Raw genomic sequence first — 19,122 nt, forward strand, 5'->3', positions numbered from 1 at the left:
CGGCCAGCCCTATGGCATCCAGCGCGTCTGTGAGGTCTGGGGCGTGCCCCGCTCCAGCTTCTACGCCGCCCAGACGCCGACATCGGGCAGCGCCAGGGCGCGGGCCTCGTCCTGCCCCACTGCAACACGGCCGCGATGGCGCTGCACCTCGCCGAGATCTCGGCCGCCATGGCACCGGGCGCGCGTGCTGTGCTGCTGCTCGACCAGGCCGGATGGCACCTGTCGGACAGGCTCGAGGTCCCGCCCAACATCACGCTCGTCCCGCTGCCGCCGAAGTGTCCTGAACCTTGGGGCAGTGCCCCAAGCCGGTCGAAAATACCTGGCAGTTCATGCGGGACAACTGGCTCTCGAACCGCATCTTCCGCTGCTACGACGATATCGTTGATCACTGCTGCCACGCCTGGAACAGGCTCGCCAAGCAGCCCTGGACCATCATGTCCATCGGTTTGCGCAACTGGGCTCATGGGTTCTGATCAGCGGGACTTGGTATTAGCTGCCTCACCCCTGATCGATCATTTTGCTGATTTTGGCCCCAAGCGCATCGAGTGCGAAGGGCTTGCTCAGCATCGCCATGCCTGGCTCGAGGATGCCGTTGCCGATCGCGGCATTCTGGGCATAGCCGGTGATGAACAGCACTTTCAGCCCAGGCCGGATCTGGCGTGCTGCGTCGGCGAGCTGCCGTCCGTTCATGCCGCCCGGCAGGCCCACATCGGTGACGAGGAGATCAACGCGGGCACTGGACCGCAGCACGCGCAACCCGGTGGCCGCGTCCACGGCTTCCAGCGGTACGTAGCCCAGCTCCTCTAGCACCTCCACGACCAGCAGGCGCACCACCGCCTCGTCCTCAACGACGAGCACAGCCTCGCCGGCCGCTGCATGCGGCTGCAAAGACCTTATCCCTGGCCCAGTCTCGGCACTGACTTCTCCCCGGTGGCGCGGCAGGTACAGCTTCACCGTCGTGCCGTGCCCTTCCTCGCTGTAGATGCGGGCATGCCCGTCCGACTGTTTAGCGAATCCGTACACCATGGACAGACCAAGGCCGGTGCCCTGGCCGAGCGGCTTGGTCGTGAAGAACGGGTCGAAGGCGCGGGCAATCACCTCCGGCGGCATGCCGGTACCGGTGTCGGTGACGCAGAGCGCCACATACTGCCCGGGCGTGACATCTCGCTGTGCTGCGACATAAGCGTCGTCCAGGTGCGCGTTCCCTGTCTCAATCGTGAGGCGGCCGCCCTCCGGCATGGCATCGCGGGCATTGATGCAGAGGTTCAGGAGAGCATTCTCGAGTTGATGCGGGTCGCACAGCGTCGGCCAGAGCCCCCCGGCCAGCACCGTCTCAACCTGGATCGCAGGTCCAGCCGTACGCCGCACCAGGTCCTCCAGCGAGGCCACCAAGCGGTTCGCATCCACCGCTTTTGGATCGAGCGGCTGACGACGGGCAAAGGCGAGCAGGCGATGGGTGAGCGCGGCAGCCCGGTCGGCCGAGGCCAGGGCGGCATCCACATAGCGACCGAGATCGGCCGTGCGACCCGCGGCGGCGCGGCTGCGGAGCATGTGCAGACTGCCGACAACGCCCTGGAGCAGGTTGTTGAAGTCGTGCGCGATGCCGCCGGTCAGCTGACCGATAGCCTCCATCTTCTGCGCTTGGCGTAGCGCCTCCTCGGCCCTGGTCCGCTCCGCGACCTCGCTTGCTACGCGCTGCTCGAGAGTCTCGTTGAGGCACTGCAGGTCCGCTTCGGTGGCGGCTCGCGCCGCAATCTCTCGCTGGGCAGATTGGTAAAGTCGAGCGTTGTCGATGGCGATTGCAGCCTGCGCCGCAATGCCGGTGACGAGGCGCTCGGCGCGCTCGGTGAAAATCCCGGGCTCCGGATGCCCGAAGAACAACCCACCCAGAACTTCGCCGGACCGGGATGCAACGGGAACCGCTAGATAACTCCGGACCGGCAGATGCCCCTCGGGCATACCGTGGTAGGGCGCGTTCTTGCCGTAGCGCCCGTCGGTCAGGATATCGTCTGAGCGGATAACACCTTCGCCGCCGAGCGTCGGTGCGAAAATGGCAGTGTTGCGGGGCATCGGAAACCGCTCGAAAGCAGAGCGCGGAGCGCCCGAGATGGTGTAGAGGGAGAGCGCCTCGTTGCGTTCGTTAATGGTGCCGTAGAAGAATGCGCCGAAGGCAGCCCCCGAGAGCTCGGTTGCGGCATCGGTGACCGCCTGAACGATGCGTTCCAAGTCAAGTTCAGCCGCCAGCAGTGCGCCGGTGCGGTTCAACACCTCCAGGCTGTGAGCCTCTTCGCGCAGTGCTTCCGCTGCGCGCCTTTGGTCGGTGACGTCGACGAGGAGGCCGTCCCAAACCAGCGATCCGTCCGGCATCTCGCGTGGCGCCGAGACGATACGGCCCCACCATTCATCACCATGAGCACGAGCAAACAGAACCTCGCGGTCAAAAGACGTGAGGTTTCGGATAGCATCCTGCTCGGCCGCGGCGAGACCTGGGAGGTGCTCGGGGGCGATGGTCTGGTACAGGGCAGCAGGGTCGGCCAGCGCCGCCTCGGCCGGGACCCCGGTGAGGCGCTCGCAGTTGCGTGAGACATAGACGAAGCGGCGGTCAGAGCCGTCGTGCCGCATGGCAAGCTGATAGACCAAGCCAGCGGGCAGGTTGTCAGCCAAGGCCCGCAGCCGCGCCTCGCTTTCACGCAGGGCCTGTTCGGCGGCGTCGCGCTCGGTTTCATCCCGGAGGGTGAGGACCGCACCTATTCGAGTGCCGTTAGTGGCAAGCACAGGCCGGGCACTGCCGGCCGCGAGCACCTCGGTCCCATCGGGCCGGCGAATGCGCCAGCGCTCCTCGGTGACGGTCTCGCCACGAAGTGCGGCCCGTGTGAGCGGAAGCTCTGCCGAGGGGTAAGGACAACCATCCTCGGTCATGAGGTGGTACGTTTCGCTATAGGTCTCCGGCAGTATGTCGAGCCGGGCCACACCGTGGATGCGGGCTGCAGCCTCATTCACGAAGGTGATGCGCCCGGTCGGGTCAGTGACGATCACCCCCTCGGCAAGCTGCCCCAGTACGGCGGCCTGCTCCGCAGCGAGCGCCTCGACCCGCGCACTGGCGGCACGTAGGGCGTCCTCTGCGCTCCGTCGGCGGGTGATGTCACGCACAACAAGGACGGCGCCGACCACCCGCCCTCCCGCGGCGATAGGCGCGTTGGAGCAGGAGACAGGAACTTGCGTCCCGTCTCGCCGGAAGAAGACATCCTCATGTGCTTCCAAGGTCTGGCCAGAGGCAAGAACCCCGATCAGCGGACACTCTGCCGCCGACAACGGACTTCCGTCAGGACGATGGTGGTGCACCACCTCGTGCAGTACCCGGCCCAGAAGTTCGTCTCGGGTCCAGCCAAGCATCCGCCCGGCTGCTGGATTGAGGAAGGTGACACGGCCCTCCTGATCCATCAGGAATAACGCCTCGGCGGCGTTGTCCGTGAGCGCTGCGAGCAGTTCAGCTTGGCGGCGTTGCTCCTCCTCGGCTCCGCGGCGCCGAGTCTCCGCTTCGAGGCGGCGAATAGCCGCCCCGAGCAGGTTCGCCAAAGACCACAGGAAGTGCTCATGCTCAGGGCTGAACTGGCGCGCGGCCGTGGCGTCCACCTCCAGCACGCCCCAGACGATTGCGCCGGCCCGGACCGGCACATTCAGCACCGAGAAGATGCCATGCTCACGCAGCAGGTCGGAGTAGTCGAAGCCTGATGCTTCGCGGATATCGTTCAGGGCGACGCTCTCGCCGTTTCGAAAGCTACGGCCAGGGGGCGACCTCAGGTCAGTGGAGAGGGTTGCGTGGCCCACCACCCCGGGCTTCCAACCGACGCCGGCGCGGACCAGGAGGTCGTCGGTTTCAGGCCGATACTGCAGGACTTTGGCACGCTTGATGCCAAGGCCCGCCGTGGCATGCGCAGCCGCCTCCGCCAGCAAGGCATCGAGATCGAGCTCCTCCTCGAGCGCACGGCTTCCAAGGGAGGCGACGAGGGCCTGTCTCCGGGCAGCGTCCGGCGTCGTGGCGTCTTGGCCGTTTTGGCAATCCATCGGGTACCGCTGAGCAATGCAGACGCAGTCTTTTAGGCCCGCCGCCTGCTGCAACCTAATCAACGGTCGAGCGGTGTTCCCTGGAGATGCAGGGTGAGGCGGATGATCCTGTCATCGTCCCGCAGACGCGAAACGAGACTGTCCCACCGGGAGCGATCGTCAGTTCGCCTCGCCTGCGACGGCGTCCAGCGGCGCGTCGATCTCGCAGCGCAGGCCGGAAGGCTCAAATAGCAGCCGCGTCTCAGCCCGTAGCTCCTGGGGCAGGCCGCGCTCGACCAAGCGGGAACCGAAGCCCCGGCTCGACGGTGGCCTCACCGCCGGGCCGCCGCCTTCGGCCCAGCAAAGGCTGAGCAGGTCGCCATCGGTGCGAGCCTTGATCTCCCATTGAAGGTGGACGTACCCGATGGGCGTCGACAGCGCACCATAGCCAGCCGCATTCGCCGCCAACTCGTTCAATGCCATGCCGAGCGTGACCGCGGCGCCGGGGCGAACCGAGACCGCCGGCCCCGAGGCGAACAGGCGCCCCGCGTTGCCACCGAGATGCGGCGCCACCTGTGCCTCAGCCAACTCGCCCAGGGGAACGCCCGCCCAGTGGTGCCTTGCGAGCAGTCGATGCACGCGGGCCAGGGCGCGAAGGCGCTCCTGGAAGGCAGCCTTGAACTCGTTCGCCGTCACTGCCTTACGGGCCGTCTGGGCTGCAACGGACTGCATGGCGGCAAGGGTGTTGTTGACCCGGTGATTTACCTCGGAGGCCAACGCCCTCCGCTGCTTCTGGGAAAGCCTGAGTTCGGTCACGTCGTGCTGCACCGCAGCCCAATGCGTCACGAGCCCGTTTTGCAGAACTGGGGTAATAAGCCACTCGACAACGTATTCGGTACCGTCTTTGCGGTAGTTGATGGCCTCTCCTCGGAAGCTACGTCCTGCTGCCAGCGTCGTTCGCAAGTCATCGAGGAGCGCGCGATCGGTGTTCGGGCCTTGGAGGAAGCGCGGCGCCCTGCCCAGGACCTCCTGCGCTGTGTAGCCGGTCATTCGCGTGAAGGCGGGATTGACGTACTGGATGCGAGGACCAGGCGGGTCCAGCTCAGGGCCGGTGATAATGACGGCCTCGCCAAGCGCCCCAATGACAGTGCGCAAGAGGGCCATCTCGTTCTGCGGCTGTTCTGCCAGCTGAGATGAAAGGTCCCCGGCGCCGTCCGACGCCTCGTCGTTTCCAATTGAGTCTCTCATCCGGTCTGGCAGTGGCCCCACGCAGGCCGCAAACTACGCCTGCAGACATACAACCACGCCCAGCCTACGCGGTTTCTGAACGAACTACATCAATCCGCAGTTCACTCGGGCACGCACCTGCTGGTGCGTGCCCGCAACTAGCCGCTGACAGCGATAGGTAAGACGCTAATCTTCCCGCTTGGCATCTATTCGCGCCGCCACCGCGCGCTGGCCGAGGTCCCGGCGGGCGGGCGCATCGCCATCCCGAACGACCCGACTAATGGCGGCCGTGCCCTGGCTGCTGGCGACGAATGGGGCCTTCGAGCTGCGCGCGGGCAGCGACTTCCGTGCAACGGTCGCTGATATCACCGCCAATTCGCGCCAGCTCCGCATCCTCGATCTGGATGCGGCGCAGCTGCCGCGAGCGCTGGACGAGGTTGAGGCAGCGGCCATCAACTCCAACTACGCCTTCCAGGCCGGGCTCAGAGCTATGCCGGAATCTGGGTGACGCGGTGATCAGGCGGCGTCCTGCGCTGGCGTGTTGATGACCTCGACGCCGTCCCTGAATGTGACGCCCTGGATGACCTTGGGCAACTGGTTCTCGCCCTTCAGCTTGCGCCAGGTCTTGGCGGCGGCCATCACGAGCTTGAACACCATCAGCCGGGCCGTGTCCTGCGACAGCGCGCCCTTGGTCCGCACCGTGCGGTGCCGGACGGTGGCGAAGACGCTCTCGATCGGGTTGGACGTGCGCAGGTGATCCCAATGCTCGGCAGGAAAGTCGTAGAAGGTCAGCAGGGCGTTGCGGTCCTTGAGCAGGCAGGTGACCGCCTTCTCGTATTTGGCCGCGTACTTTCCGGCGAAGGTCTCAATCGCCGCTGCGGCGGTGGTGCGGTCGGGCGCCATCCAGACCTCGCGCAGGTCGGCCTTGGCCGCCGGCTGAACCGACTTCGGCAGCTTGTCCAACACGTTGGCGTCTTGTGCACGGTGCAGCGCTGATGCCGGGTTGTGGGCCAGACCTCCTCCAGCGCCTTCCAGAAGCCGAGCGCCCCGTCGCCGGTGGCCAGCTCGGGCGCGATGGCCAGGCCGCGTGCCTTGAGATCAACCAGCAGCTCCCGCCAGCTCTGCGCGCTCTCGCGTACTCCGACCTGGAGGCCGAGCAGTTCCTTCCGGCCCTCCGGCGTCGCCCCGATCAGCACCAGCATGCATTCGGCCTGCGGCTCCATTCGCGCCTGCAGATAGATGCCGTCCGCCCAGATATAGACATACCGCCGTGCCGCCAGGTCGCGCCGTTGCCAGCGCGCGTAGTCGGCCTGCCAGGTATCCCGCAGCCGGGCGATCACCGACGGCGACAGGTTCGGGGCCGCCTTGCCCAGCAGCGCCCCGAGTGCCTCCTGGAAGTCGCCCATCGAGACCCCGCGCAGGTAGAGCACCGGCAGCAGCGCATCCAGACTCGGCGTCCGCCGTGCCCAGCGTGGCAGGATGCTCGAGGTGAAGCGGATCCGCTCGGCCGTCGTGCCGGGACTGCGGTCGCGCAGCTTCACCCGCCGCACCGGCACCGGGCCGATCCCAGTCTGCACCTGGCGCTCCGGGCCATGTCCGTGCCGCACCAGACGCTCGCGCCCGTCCGGCAGCGGCACGCCCTTCATCGCTGCCAGGAACGCCTCGGCTTCTGCCTCGATCGCCTGGGCCAGCAGCCGGCGGGCGCCGCTCCGCAGGATGGCCGTCAGCGGATCGTCGACCTCGTCAGGCTGACGCAGGGGGACAACGGTGGTATTGCTCGTCATGGCGTATCGCTCCTTCGGGAGGTCCTGGCAGGCTTCGTCACCCGCCTCGATACGCCGCCTTTCTCAGGCCGCCATCACCCAGTCTCGGCCGTAGCTCCCGGGCTCAACCCGGTGCGCGATTCCATCGCTCTCGAAAGCGCTGGAAGCCCCTATGTCAACTTGATCGCCGTGCGTCGGCAGGACCGCGATGCGCCATGGGTCGCTCGCTTGCTCGCCGCCTATCAAGGATTTCGTCGTCACCACATTCCAGGGCGCTGTGGTGCCCGCCTTCTGAGAACAAGCCCGATGCTGCGCCTAGCGCGACCGCGATGCGATAGCCTGCACCGTCTCCGCTTACGATCCTGTAAGCAGCCATAAAGGCAGGAGCGGGTTGTGTGGTCAGACGCCTTTGACAGCGTCGATCATGATCGTGCGCCATATCTGGGCGGGCAAGCCACCGCCCGACACTCCGAGCATCGGCTCGCTGTCGCTATTTCCCAACCACACGCCCGCCACATATTGCTCGGTGAAGCCGACGAACCAAGCATCGCGGCTGGCGGTGGTTGTTCCGGTCTTTCCTGCTGCCCAGAAACCCGGATCGGCGGCTCTTCCGGTGCCTCGCTGCACGACGCCCGAGAGCATTTGCCGCATGATGTCGGCATGCCGAGGTTCTATGGTCTGCCTGACATCAGACCTTGCCGGGAGCACCCGCACCAGTATCTCGGCGCCGGCCAGATCCTGGACCCGCTGCACCGAATAGGGCACGACCATTTTGCCACGATTGGCCACGCAGGCGAAAGCCGCCGTGAGATCAACCAGCCTAGCCTCGTAAGTCCCAAGCGCCAGGTCGCCGGCCTCGCCTTTGGGATCGGCTCCTACGTTCAGCGTCTTGATGAGCTCTTTGACGTCCTTGGTATTCTGCATGGCCAGTCGGACAGCGGCCGTGTTGGAAGACTTCTCCAACGCCGCGGCTAGCGAAATATCGTCAAGATACCTGTCATCGAAGTTTCTAACGGGACGGCCGCCGAGTGTTAAAGCGGTATCGCTGACCATCGTGTCGGGCGTGCTGCCTGCCCGAAGTGCCGCGAGGTACACGAACAGTTTGGCGACCGAACCTGGCTGCCGTCTGGCTTGGGTGGCGTGATCCCATTCCTTCTGCCTGTAGTCACGTCCGCCTACCAGCGCCACCACCGCGCCATCATATCGCATGACGACCACTGCGCCTTCTTCGATCTGGCGTGCTCGGGCGTGCTGGCGAAGTGCTTGCTCCAAATGCCGTTCGGCTATCGCTTGGATTCTCAGATCCAACGTGGTGGTCACGGTTCGCGTGCCAAGTCGTGCGGAAGGCGCGGAATTGGCATTGGCTTCAGTCTCGGCCCAACGGGCGAACCAGCCGATCTGCGTGCTTCGGGGGAAAAATCCCCCCCAGGCCGATTTGGAGGCCGCTATGGTGACATTCTGCGCCTTGGCACGGTCTGCGGCAGATCGGGTGAGAGAGTCGGCATCCACCATCTGCTCGATAACCCGGAAGCCCCGATCCCGCGACAGCTGGAAATTCCGGTGAGGATTGAACCGGTTGGGTGCGGGGAGCAACCCAACCATCATAGCTGACTCCAAGATGGTGAGGTTACGCGCATACTTGTTGAAATAAACTCGAGCGGCCGCTTCGATCCCATAGGCGCCGCCTCCAAAGAACACCCTGTTGAAATACACAAACAGGATGTCTTCCTTGCTCAAATTGAGCTCCAGGATCGGCGCGAGTACCGGCTCTTCCAGCAGCTTCCGTACGATTGCGCTGTGTTCCTTAAGGTAAATTTCCTTGATGGTCTGCTGGGTCAGTGTGCTGCCGCCCTGGGTACGCCCCGTGAGCGTGGACCACACAGCGCGTGCCATCGCCCTCGGGTCCAACCCCCAATGCTCGTAGAACCGGCGATCTTCACTGGCCACCAACGCGTCGATCAGATGCTTGGGGATCCGCGCAAAGGGTACCGGTGGGCCGTAATACGCTCCGCGCGCACCGATGAACTCACCGTCTGCGTCGAGAATCCGTACCCCGTCCTCGCGGTTGTCCGTGATCAGTCGGTTGGCATCGATGAGTTCCAGTGCCTTGGCATTGCGGGGAGCCGTGGCTGCCAAGCCCACCAGTGCGAGGACTTGTCTCCGATCCAGGGTACCGTCGGCTGACGTGGACACTGCCTGTGCATGCCTCCTGGCATAGAAGGATGGGTTCGGTGACAACCAACAACATGCGACCTGTCCGCGGCAGGCGCCAAATCTGCGGCTGAGCGCTTCGTGATGCTGGTAGCTGCGGCGCGACCTTGGCCACCGGTGCGGCCCTCGGATCCTCTACTTTTCTGCCGCTAGTCTAGCGCCACTAGCGCCGGGTAAGCAGATTGGTGGCCTCGGCTGCTGGCATACTGGTGCCCGCACCTGATTCGTCAGGCCGGGGTCAGGGTTTCGGTCAGCGTGCTCCAGGCGGCGTCGCGCAAATTGCGGCGCATCGCCTCCTCGTCGGTCCAACGGGTTTCAACCGGGAGGCGGATCGTCTCGCACTGTACTGTCAGCGTTCTGACGCGGAAGGGCCACGGGTCAAGCGACCAGCGAGACGTTCCCTGCCGCACAAGCTTCATCTTGCGTGTGCTGCCATCTTCCATCGGTGCCTCCCCAGCCTTGTCCGGATCGGCAAAACAGAGCGCGAGGGAAAGGGCGTCGGTCACTGCGACGAGGGCGGAGTTCCGTTCGACCTGCTCGCGCGACACGCCGAGCTTGGCAATCCAGTCCGCCTGGAGCGCGGCCTCCTTGGCGTTATTGCGGTCGATCGCGGCATGGTCCTCCGGCGGCAGGCTCTCCGGGTCCATGTATTCCGTGTAGACCCGCGTGCCGTGCAGGGAGATGAGCAGGGCAGGCCAGAGGCCGTAGGCGGCGCGGGCTATTTCCACGCCCCGCGCCCACATGGGGGCATGGACCGCCGGGCCGAGCCTGGTGAAGGGGTGAGGCAGGCCCGTTTCGCGGTCGAGGGTCGGGGCGGTCTCCCAGGACAGCCAGGCGATGTCGTGCTGCTCGGCGGCGAGGATGACCTCGGGCGCTGGGTCGGGCAGCGCGAACCCTGGGGCACCCCAGGCGGCCATCATCTGGCCCGAGAGCAGGGCGTGGGAGGGCTGGGGAACGAGAAGGCGGGCGCCATTCTCAGGGCTGCGCAGGATCATGCCACACCAACGCCCGAGCGGGGCCTTGGGACACAGCAGCTTCTAATCCGCCTGATTTTAGCAACCGGTGCTGCCTGTCATTCTGCGCCGGCGCGCCGTAAACCCGCGCTCAACCGCGATTGAAGCAGCCCTCGTCTCACCTCTGAGAAAGCAACCATCGCGGGTTATAGCGCGAACATAACGCTGCCTGAGGAGCGCAAAAGTAAAGCCATCCAATGCGCACCTTAGCCCTGCCCTTGCGGCGTCTCCCTCGCCTCGGTCATAGCCCCGGCACCTGCACCCCCAGCCGCGCCGCCGCAGCCTCAAGCCGCGCCACATCCCCCTCACGCCATTGATGCCGGATCAGCAACCTGATGGCTTCGACCCCTGGCATACCAAGGGCCGCACCAATGGCGACAGGAGTGGTGATGCCGCGCTCCTCCAGCTCCCTGCCAATCGCCATCCGCAAGCGGATCGTGGTCAGCCGGTCGGCTTGCCGGGCGCGGCGCTCCTCAGGCGTGAGCTTCGGCTTCGCAGGCGGCAAGGCCGGCGGCAGCAGGTCGGAGAATAGGCTTATCTCGCCATGGTAGCCGCGGCTGTGGCCGGCATCGTCTTTGGCGGACGACTGGGTGGCCCCGCCGCTCGTCATGCAGCGGGGCGATGTCTGCTGCGACTGAGGCCACCTGCTCAGGACTTACGCGACCTGTGCCTGCCCCGATCAAATGCTAACGGCCATTGCCGCCGAGGCCGGAGGAGACGATGCCGCAGGAATAGGCCCACATCGGCGCGAACCAGGTGACCGGCTTCAGCAGCTCGAGGCAGGCGGACAGGGCCGGGCGCGCGACGGTGACTACGAGAGCACGTTGTAGAAGCGGCTCAGCGTGGCGGCCTGTCCCGGAATCAGGCAGCGCAGCATTTTGGGGTGGCGATCAGCACCGCCAGCACATCGGGACAATGCTTACATGCAAGCCACAGCTTGCGTGCTCTAGCGAGGTTCCAGAAACCAAATCTACGGCCAACCGTTTAGCGGTCGTAGCGGTTGCAAACGGGAGGAAAGCATGGGACGCGGCATTCTGCTATGGCTCCTGGGCGTGCCAATTCCCATCATCATCATCCTCGCCCTTATCTGGCACTAAAGCGGGAGCACACGAGATGGCTCTCGCACCATCCGGCTTGCAAGCTGGGTCCGCGACAACTGCAGGCAATGCAGTCGAATCATCCAAGTCTGCGGTGTCCTGGGCTGCCATTATCGCCGGCGCACTGACAGCAACAGCGGTTTCGTTGATCTTGCTTGCGCTTGGCTCGGGGCTGGGGTTCGCAGCAGCCTCACCCTGGCAAGAGGCAAGGCCCTCAGCCAAAGCCATAGCGGTCACGAGCATTATCTGGCTCGTGGTGATGCAGTGGGTGTCGTCCGGGATAGGCGGCTATCTCACCGGCCGCCTCCGCGCGAAATGGGTGGGCACCCATACGCACGAAGTGTTCTTCCGAGATACCGCTCATGGTCTGCTGAGTTGGGCTGTCGCCACCGTCGTAACCGTTGGTCTGCTGACCTCAGCCACCTCGTCGCTTGTCGGAGGCGGTGTGCAAGCGACAGCGACCATCGCATCTGGAGCGGCTCAGGCAGCGGCGCCAGCACTCGCCGCCCAAGCCCGCGAGTACGACATCGATACTCTGTTCCGACGGGCACAGCCGGACGCCAACGCACCGGCGGGAGATACCCGTGCTGAGGCGTCCCGCATTCTCGCCGTGACGGTGACCGGTGGTGACGTGTCACCGACGGACCGCGCTTATCTGGCACAATTGGTTGCGGCCCGTGCAGGAATATCCGAGGCAGATGCGCAAAAGCGGGTTGATGAAACCATCACCAAGGCGAAGGCCGCCGCGGAAGACGCCAAGCAGGCTGCAGATGCCGCTCGCAAGGCCGCAGCGACCTTCGCACTCTTTACCGCATTGTCGATGCTGATCGGTGCCTTCATCGCTTCAGTTGCGGCAGCGCTTGGCGGACATCAGCGCGACGAACATTAAGGCTCACGATGCCTCTGGCTGACGGCCGATCCTGTACCAGACCGGCCGCCAGCCAATGTGGTTCGAAGGCGTTGGTGCAGCGACGGGCCGGGCACCGGGGCTGGTAGCTGGTCAGTCCTGAAATAAACTGAGAGTGGCGGTGTTCTCCGGACACTCGAGAAGTATGGTCAGACACTGCCGGTCGTATGGCCAAAAACGCAGACGGGATCGCAGTGCTAAGGGCGGAGATGACCGATGCCTGACCCAGACCACCGCGAAGCGGGTTTCTACTGGGTATGCATTGACGGTCAGGAACCTGAAGTCGCTCAGTGGCAGGCTGAATGGGAAAGATGGCTCGTGGCCGGAAGCGCCAAGCCACTGTCAGACGAGAGGGCAAGCCGCGTCATTGTGCTGAGTGACTGTTTACCCGTGCCGGTCCTACCTGCGTTCCAGTCTGGCGGCTGAATAGATTGTGGCACCTGCACCGAGCCGAGAGCCAACGGGCTCGTTCATGGGCTCCGCAGCTCAGCCCGGCATCTGCACTCCCAGCTGCAGTGCCGCTGCCTGAAGCAGCGCCACGTCACCCTCACGCCACTGGCGCCGGGTCAGCAGACCGGTCCCTTCACGCGCCGGCATGCCGAGGGCCTCGCCGATCGCGGCGGGCGTGGTGATGCCGCGATCTTCCAGCTCCCGGCCGATCAGGATGCGTAGGCGGATTGTGGTCAGCCGGTCGGCCTGACGGGCCCGGCGTTCCTCAGACGTGAGCTTGGGCTTCGCGGGTGTCGATGGCGGCGGATGATCCGGGGTCGGGTCCATGCGGGTCAAGTAGTCCTCGTGATGGCTGCCGCCACCCTGGCGCCCAGGTCCCTGCCCTCCCCTACACCTTACCCCACCGCCGATGGTTACCGCGTTCTCGCTAGATCGTTGCAGATCGGCGGACGATCAGCCGCCGATCGACGGGGCTCGGCGTCTTCGGTCGCTCCCCAAAACTGCCGGTTGGGCCGCCCTGGAATGGGAAAGCGTGCGCCGCAAACCCGCTTCCGACTGCGAATGTGGCAGCCCTTTCCTCACCTCCGATAATCCAACCTTACTCGTGCTCTTCTTCGACCTCAGAGCCGACTAAAGTATTCATATTCCTTGATATCTACGATCCTTGCTCGCGTGTGTAGCGGCTCAGTCCTGCCGCGTCTGCTTCGCGTACTGCCCGCGCTTTCGCCATGCACACGACGGCTGATCGGGCGATCGCTTCCACGGCCATGTCCGGGAAGGGCAGCACGGAACTCACGTTGATCTCGCACAGCACGTAGGTGTCGGAGCCGGCGGCGTCGCGCGGGCCGAGCAGGAAGTCGGCGTCCCAGACGGCCGGCAAGTCTTTGGGCGCCAGCCCGAGCAGCCCCAGCATCCGCGGCAGCCAATCCTCCTCCATGGCCCGGCGCAGGCGGCCGAAGCGCGGCTCCGTGGCGGGATGCATGGTCTTCGCGGACGCCATGCCGAGGGCCGGCATCGCCGCGCCCAGGGGCAGGCGGGGAAACTGCTCGCCGAAGCCGACGACCGCGTCGCCGGAAAGGTAACAGCGGATCATTCCCTCGCCGACGCGCGGCTGGAAAGCCTGGTCCACCACGCGGCCGCCGGCCTCGAACAGGGTCCGGCAGCGGGCAAGGAAGGCGCCAAGCGGCAGTTGCTCCACCGCATCGCTCGCGGCGGCCTGCACGGTGACCACAGCCGTGTTGGGTGCCATTTCCACCTTCCAGACATCCTGCCCATCATTGCCCCGGTTGCGCTTGAGCACCCGTGCCTGCCCGGCGGCGAGGCGGGCGGGGCACTCTCGAGCGAGCGCCTCGAAGCTCTCGTAGAGATGGGTGTCGGCGCCCCAGCCCAGATCACGCGTGCGGACCAGCACCTCCTTCGTCCCCATCGCCAGGATCACGTCGGGATGGGCGCTCACCCACACACCCGCCGCCGCGACCTCGCGCAGCATCGGGTCGAGGCGCGAGCGGTCCTGCCCCTCCGCGAGCGGATTCACCCAGACCATCGCGCCGTCGCAGCCGAGCAGGCGTTCCCGCGCGGCCGCGGCCGCCTCGTCAAAATAGGCGACCGGCTCGACCGCCACGCCCAGGGCGGCCAGGGCCGCCATCAGGGGCTGCAGCCGCGTCTGGTGCCGCGTAGGCTGTTCGGGTGCGTGCGGATCGCCGCGCCAGACCAGGGCGAGGCGCAGGGCGGTGGCGTATGGAGGCGCGCTCATGCCAGCGTCTCCGCCTCAAGCGTATCGAAATGGGTCAGACTGTTGGCCTTTGTCCAGAGCCCAACGCCGCCCGCTTCGGCGAGGCTGCAGTTCGTGGCGCCGAACAGCACCCGCCCGACCTCGAGCCGGTCGCCCCGGACCGAAAGGCCGAGGCGCTGCCAACGGTCCCGCGGCACCCGCGCATCTACGCCGGCGAACTGGATCCGCCGTCCGTCCACGACGCGGTAGGGCCGGACATTGTCCTCCAGCGCGTTGGTGCGGGCGACGTAGTAGTTGCGCGCGTCGCGGAAGCGCACGACCAGCCGCGCACAGGTCACCCAGAGTGTCCTGCCTGCCGCGTCGCAAGTCGGCGGCCGGTCCGGGCGGGCCAGCGACCCACCCGCCGCGGCCCACGCCTCGAAGCCGCCCTCGAGCACCTCGGCCGGTGTGCCGTGGTGCCGCAGCCAAGCGGCAACGCCCTGGCTGAGCTTCAGGCCGCGTTGGCAGACGACCGCGACGGGCGCAGGCCCGGAGCCGGCCGCCCTGTCGGCGATGCGGCGGTGATCGCGCCGGAGCGAGGCGGGCAAGGTGCGGGGATCGCGGGCAAGGTGCGGGGATCGGCGGCGAAGTTCTTATCCGTGCGGACATCGAGGATGCGCGGTGCCTCGGGCGTGCCGACGAGGCGTGCGAGGTGCGAGGCGGTGATGATGTCGGTATCAGGCACGTGCGTCCTCTCCGCTGGCGCTGGGCGCCGGGGCATGGACGCGATGCTTGGGCCGAAGCCTCACGGGGCGATCGCGGAGAGCCCCTGTCCAAATCGTTGGTATGGTCCCGCTGGCTCGTCAAGACCGAGCGCGAACCGTCACCAAGAGAGTCTGCTCAGGGCGGCAAGCGGTCGTTCGCGCGGGTGTTGCCGCGCCGTCCCGTGGAGCCATGGCGAAACCGCTTTCCTGCGCCCCGGGGAGGCGGCCGGTGCGCGCGGGGTGTGTCCCGCTCCGGCGCCGCGGGAGCAACCACGCCCGGTGCGTGCGAGCGGCCCCGCCGAACGCGCTTTGCGGAGGCGCCGCCGCGGGTCTAGCCTCGCCGGGCACGCATGACGCGGCACGCATCGCCGCGGGAGGAGGGGCGCATGGCGCGCGGGACGCGACGCCGCACGCCGGCAGCCGGAGCTGCGGCCCGCCGTCGCCTCGGACGTTCACCCACGGTGGATATGCCGGTGCGCGCCCGCACTCGGCGGGGTGGCGGCCCGTGACGGACGTCGGCACCTGGCTGCGCGGCCTGGGGCTCGGGCAATACGAGGCGGCGTTCCGCGACAACGACGTCGGCTCCGACCTGCTGCCCGGCCTCACGGCCGAGGACCTCAAGGAACTCGGCGTCGCCTCGCTCGGCCACCGCAAGCGGCTGCTCGCCGCGATCGCCGCGCTGCGCCCCGGAGCGGTTGCTCCCCAGCCAGGTCTGGGGGACACCCGCACGCCGCCCGTTGCTCCCGCGGAGGCCGTCGGCGCGGAGCGGCGGCAGCTCGCCGTGCTGTTCTGCGACCTCGCCGGCTCGACCGCGCTCTCCGCCCGGCTCGACCCGGAAGACATGCGCGCGGTCGTCAACGCCTACCACGCCGCGGTCGGCGATGCGGTGCGGCGGCGGGATGGCTATGTCGCCAAGCTGCTGGGCGATGGGGTGCTGGCCTACTTCGGCTGGCCACACGCTCACGAGGACGACGCCGAGCGCGCCGTGCGCGCGGGCTTGGCGGCGGTGGACGCGGTGGCACGGCTGTGCGCCCCGGGCGGTGGCCCGCTGGCCGCGCGCGCGGGCCTCGCCACGGGTGAGGTCGTCGTGGGCGAGGTGCTGGGTGAGGGCGAGGCGCGCGAGCGCGGCGTGGTGGGCGAAACGCCGAACCTGGCCGCCCGCCTGCAGGCGGTTGCCGAGCCCGGCGCGGTGGTGGCCGACGCGGCGACGCGCCGCCTCACGGGCGCGCTGTTCGCGTGGGAGGACATGGGCGAAGCGGAGGTGAAGGGCCTGCTGCGGCCGGTGCGAGCGTGGCGGGCGCTGGGCGAGAGCGGCGTCGAGAGCCGCTTCGAGGCGCTGCGATCCGACGCCGCGGCGCCGATGGTGGGCCGGGAGGAGGAGCTGGAGCTGCTGCTGCGGCGCTGGCGGCGGGTGCGCGCCGGTGAGGGGCAGGTGGTGCTGCTGCGCGGCGAGCCCGGCATCGGCAAGTCGCGCCTGACCGCCGCGCTCCTTGAGGCGATAGCCGAGGAGCACGAGGAGATGGTCTTCCAGTGCTCGCCCCAGCACACGGACAGCGCGCTGCGGCCCGTCGTCGCGCGGCTGGAGCACGCGGCCGACCTCGCACCGAGCGACGCGCCGGTGGCCCGCCTCGCCAAGCTGGAGGCGTGGCTGCTGCCGCTCGATCCACCGCCCGGGGACGTGGCGCTCGTCGCGGATCTGCTGTCCGTGCCGACGCTGGGCCGCTGGCCGAGCCTGGGCGACCTCTCGCCGCAGGCGCGCCGGACGCGTCTGCTGGTCGCGCTGCTGCGGCGCGTGCGGGCGCTGGCGGCGCGCGCGCCGGTGCTCCTCGTGGTCGAGGACGCGCACTGGGCGGACCCCACCACGCGCGAGCTGCTCGACCTGTTTGTCGCCGAGGCGCCCGTGCTGCCGCTGCTGCTGGTCGTCACCCACCGCCCCGAGTTCGACCCCAGCGCCTGGCTCGGCCAGCCGCACGTCACCCCAGTGCAGCTCAACCGGCTCCGCCGGGCCGAGCATTCGGCGCTGCTGCGGCGAGTGGCCGGGGGCAAGGCGCTGCCGCCGGAGGTGGAGGCGGAGGTGCTGGCCCGCAGCGACGGCGTGCCGCTGTTCGTCGAGGAGGTCGGGAGGGCGGTGCTGGAGTCCGGCCTGCTGCGCGAGGAGGCGGAGCGCTGGGCTCTCGACGGACCGCTCCCGCGGCTCGCGGTGCCCGCCAGCCTGCAGGCCTCTCTGGTCGCCCGGCTCGACCGGCTGCCGTCCGCGCGCGAGGCGGCGCAGGCCGGCGCGGTCATCGGGCGCGAGTTCGCCCACGACCTGCTCGCCGCCGTGGCGGGCGTGCCCGCGCCGGCGCTGCGCAGCGCGCTCGACGCGCTGGTTGCCGCCGACCTGTTCCAGCGCTGCGGGACGCCACCGGAGGCGCTCTACGCCTTCCGCCACGCGCTGATCCGCGACGCCGCCGAGAGCACCCTGCTGCGCGAACGCCGCCGAGAGTTGCACCGCCGCGCCGCCGAGGCGATCGAGCGGCTCCGCCCCGAGGCCGTGGAGCGCGAGCCCGAGCTGCTGGCGCGCCACCGCGCCGAGGCGGGCGAGGCGGAGGCCGCCGCGGCGCTCTACCTGCGCGCCGCCGAGCGGGCGGCGGCGCGCTCGGCGTTGCGCGAGGCCCGCGCCCACCTCGCCCGCGGGCTCGCCTTGCTGCCCGGGGTGGCGGACGCGGACGCGGCGCAGCGGCTGGAGGTCGGGCTCCTGACGGTGCGCGGCAACGTGGCCAACGCGGACGCGGGCCTCGGCTCGGCGGAGAGCGGGCGGGCCTTCGGGCGCGCCGTCGCGCTTTGCCGCGCTTCCGGCGAGGAGGGTGCGCCCCTGGCCCGCGCGCTCTGCGGGCTGTGGACCCACAGGCTGCACGCCGGCGACTTCGCCGAGGCCGCGCGGCTCGCGGAGGCGGCCGTCCGGGCGGCGCGACGGGGCGGCGGCCCGGGCCTGCGGCGGAGCGCCCTGGCCGCGCTCGGAAGCACCCGCTGCCTGATGGGCGAGCACGCGGCGGCCGCGCCGCCGCTGCGGGAGGTGTTGGCGGACCCGGACGCCTTCGAGGTCGGGCCGTGGACCGGCTCGGCGTCGGCGGGCAGCCTCGCCCAGGTCTTCCTCTGCCGCGTGCTATTGGCCACGAGCGCGCTCGATCGGTCCGCCGCGCACGCGGCGGAGGTCCTGGCGCGGACCGCCGGACGGGGGCACCTCGCCTCCCGGGCGACCGCGCTGGCCGGCTGCTGCGCGCACGCCTGGATCGCCGGCGACGCCGCGCTGCTGCGGGAGCGGACGCGGACCCTCGCCGCGCTCGCGGCCGCCGAGGGCTTCCCGCACTGGGCGGTGCGGGCGCGCGCCTACGAGGGCTGGGCGGCGGCGGCGGAGGGGCGGGCGGCGGAGGGCGTCGGCCTCATGGAGGAGAGCCTGGCGGCGCAGCGGGCGGCGGGCACGACGCTGCTGCTGCCACTGTTCGAGGCGATGCTCTCCGACGCGCACCTGCTGGCCGGGGACGCGGCGGCGGCGCTGTCGCACGCCGAGGAGGGGCTCGCCATCGCCGCCCGCACCGGCGAGGCGTGGTTCGACGCCGAGCTGCGCCGGCGCCTCAGTTGCGTGCTGCTGCGCCTCGACCCGGGCGACGCGGGGCGTGCGGAGGCCGAGTTCCGGCGCGCCATCGAGATCGCGCGGTCGCAGGGGGCGCGGCTGTTCGAGCTGCGCGCCGCGCGCGATCTCGCGCGGCTGCTTCGCGATCTGGGCGGTGCCGCCGCGGCGCGCGACCTGCTCGCGCCGGTCTACGCGTCCTTCACCGAGGGCTTCGGCTTCCCCGACCTGGTCGAGGCGCGCGCGCTGCTGCGGGAGCTGGGGGCCGCGCCGCGGCGTGGGGAGGCCCCCGCGCGGTGACGCCGCCGGGGCATCGCTGCGCCGC

Annotated in this window: 12 protein-coding genes and 3 pseudogenes; 5 read left to right on the plus strand and 10 right to left on the minus strand. The window is 68.4% G+C overall.

Features of this window, described 5'->3' with window-relative positions:
* Positions 1-93 precede the first annotated feature (93 nt).
* A pseudogene (locus tag ACFQS7_RS26460) lies at positions 94-473 on the plus strand (transposase); the annotation flags it as partial.
* 25 nt (positions 474-498) lie between these two features.
* Here ACFQS7_RS26460 and ACFQS7_RS26465 read toward each other — a convergent pair.
* On the minus strand, positions 499-4,065 hold the full coding sequence (locus tag ACFQS7_RS26465) for a PAS domain S-box protein (RefSeq protein WP_380070151.1): 3,567 nt from the start codon (positions 4,063-4,065) through the stop codon (positions 499-501).
* 159 nt (positions 4,066-4,224) lie between these two features.
* Entirely contained in the window at positions 4,225-5,208 is a 984-nt protein-coding gene (locus ACFQS7_RS26470; protein ID WP_380070152.1) for an HWE histidine kinase domain-containing protein, read from the minus strand.
* 267 nt (positions 5,209-5,475) lie between these two features.
* Between ACFQS7_RS26470 and ACFQS7_RS26475 the strand changes: the two are divergent.
* Positions 5,476-5,779 (plus strand): annotated as a pseudogene (locus ACFQS7_RS26475) (MetQ/NlpA family ABC transporter substrate-binding protein).
* Positions 5,780-5,787: 8 nt separating this feature from the next.
* Here ACFQS7_RS26475 and ACFQS7_RS26480 read toward each other — a convergent pair.
* Positions 5,788-7,055: pseudogene (locus tag ACFQS7_RS26480) on the minus strand (IS256 family transposase).
* Between the two features lie 111 nt (positions 7,056-7,166).
* Here ACFQS7_RS26480 and ACFQS7_RS26485 point away from each other — a divergent pair.
* The gene (locus ACFQS7_RS26485; RefSeq protein ID WP_380070153.1) at positions 7,167-7,412 is read left to right on the plus strand and encodes a hypothetical protein; all 246 of its coding nucleotides are present in this window, start codon (positions 7,167-7,169) and stop codon (positions 7,410-7,412) included.
* A gap of 21 nt (positions 7,413-7,433) precedes the next feature.
* Here the strand turns inward: ACFQS7_RS26485 and ACFQS7_RS26490 are convergent, their stop codons facing one another.
* The 3 genes from ACFQS7_RS26490 to ACFQS7_RS26500 form a co-directional block, all read right to left on the minus strand.
* On the minus strand, positions 7,434-9,170 hold the full coding sequence (locus tag ACFQS7_RS26490; RefSeq protein WP_380070154.1) for a transglycosylase domain-containing protein: 1,737 nt from the start codon (positions 9,168-9,170) through the stop codon (positions 7,434-7,436).
* A 302-nt stretch (positions 9,171-9,472) separates the two neighbouring features.
* Positions 9,473-10,240: a DUF3891 family protein gene (locus tag ACFQS7_RS26495; protein ID WP_380070155.1), complete on the minus strand. Its 768-nt coding sequence runs from the start codon at positions 10,238-10,240 to the stop codon at positions 9,473-9,475.
* Positions 10,241-10,499: 259 nt separating this feature from the next.
* Positions 10,500-10,868, minus strand: coding sequence for a hypothetical protein (locus tag ACFQS7_RS26500; RefSeq protein WP_380070156.1), 369 nt, complete (start codon positions 10,866-10,868; stop codon positions 10,500-10,502).
* Between the two features lie 503 nt (positions 10,869-11,371).
* On the opposite strand from ACFQS7_RS26500, the gene ACFQS7_RS26505 reads away from it, so the two are divergent.
* Positions 11,372-12,244 (plus strand): hypothetical protein, encoded by an 873-nt coding sequence (locus ACFQS7_RS26505; RefSeq protein ID WP_380070157.1) that lies wholly within the window; start codon positions 11,372-11,374, stop codon positions 12,242-12,244.
* 504 nt (positions 12,245-12,748) lie between these two features.
* On the opposite strand, the gene ACFQS7_RS26510 is transcribed toward ACFQS7_RS26505, so the two are convergent.
* From ACFQS7_RS26510 to ACFQS7_RS26525, 4 genes are all read right to left on the minus strand, one after another.
* Positions 12,749-13,039, minus strand: coding sequence for a hypothetical protein (locus ACFQS7_RS26510; RefSeq protein WP_380070158.1), 291 nt, complete (start codon positions 13,037-13,039; stop codon positions 12,749-12,751).
* A gap of 328 nt (positions 13,040-13,367) precedes the next feature.
* Positions 13,368-14,465, minus strand: coding sequence for a Cj0069 family protein (locus ACFQS7_RS26515; RefSeq protein ID WP_380070159.1), 1,098 nt, complete (start codon positions 14,463-14,465; stop codon positions 13,368-13,370).
* Positions 14,462-14,782 (minus strand): hypothetical protein, encoded by a 321-nt coding sequence (locus ACFQS7_RS26520; RefSeq protein ID WP_380070160.1) that lies wholly within the window; start codon positions 14,780-14,782, stop codon positions 14,462-14,464. The genes ACFQS7_RS26515 and ACFQS7_RS26520 overlap by 4 nt, the downstream gene beginning before the upstream one ends.
* Before the next feature lie 152 nt (positions 14,783-14,934).
* Positions 14,935-15,168, minus strand: coding sequence for a hypothetical protein (locus ACFQS7_RS26525; protein WP_380070161.1), 234 nt, complete (start codon positions 15,166-15,168; stop codon positions 14,935-14,937).
* Between the two features lie 524 nt (positions 15,169-15,692).
* Here ACFQS7_RS26525 and ACFQS7_RS26530 point away from each other — a divergent pair.
* Positions 15,693-19,097 carry an AAA family ATPase gene (locus ACFQS7_RS26530; protein WP_380070162.1) on the plus strand — a complete coding sequence of 1,135 codons (3,405 nt, stop codon included), beginning with the start codon at positions 15,693-15,695 and terminating at the stop codon, positions 19,095-19,097.
* The last annotated feature ends 25 nt before the right edge of the window (positions 19,098-19,122 follow it).

Source organism: Dankookia sp. GCM10030260 (assembly GCF_042666655.1).
Lineage (GTDB): Bacteria > Pseudomonadota > Alphaproteobacteria > Acetobacterales > Acetobacteraceae > Paracraurococcus.

Excerpts from the sequence above, each read along its gene's own strand:
- ACFQS7_RS26465 (WP_380070151.1), bottom strand. The coding sequence starts at position 4,065 with ATGGATTGCCAAAACGGCCAAGACGCCACGACGCCGGACGCTGCCCGG.
- ACFQS7_RS26470 (WP_380070152.1), bottom strand. The coding sequence starts at position 5,208 with ATGGCCCTCTTGCGCACTGTCATTGGGGCGCTTGGCGAGGCCGTCATT.
- ACFQS7_RS26495 (WP_380070155.1), bottom strand. The coding sequence starts at position 10,240 with ATGATCCTGCGCAGCCCTGAGAATGGCGCCCGCCTTCTCGTTCCCCAG.
- ACFQS7_RS26500 (WP_380070156.1), bottom strand. The coding sequence starts at position 10,868 with ATGACGAGCGGCGGGGCCACCCAGTCGTCCGCCAAAGACGATGCCGGC.
- ACFQS7_RS26505 (WP_380070157.1), top strand. The coding sequence starts at position 11,372 with ATGGCTCTCGCACCATCCGGCTTGCAAGCTGGGTCCGCGACAACTGCA.
- ACFQS7_RS26510 (WP_380070158.1), bottom strand. The coding sequence starts at position 13,039 with ATGGACCCGACCCCGGATCATCCGCCGCCATCGACACCCGCGAAGCCC.
- ACFQS7_RS26515 (WP_380070159.1), bottom strand. The coding sequence starts at position 14,465 with ATGAGCGCGCCTCCATACGCCACCGCCCTGCGCCTCGCCCTGGTCTGG.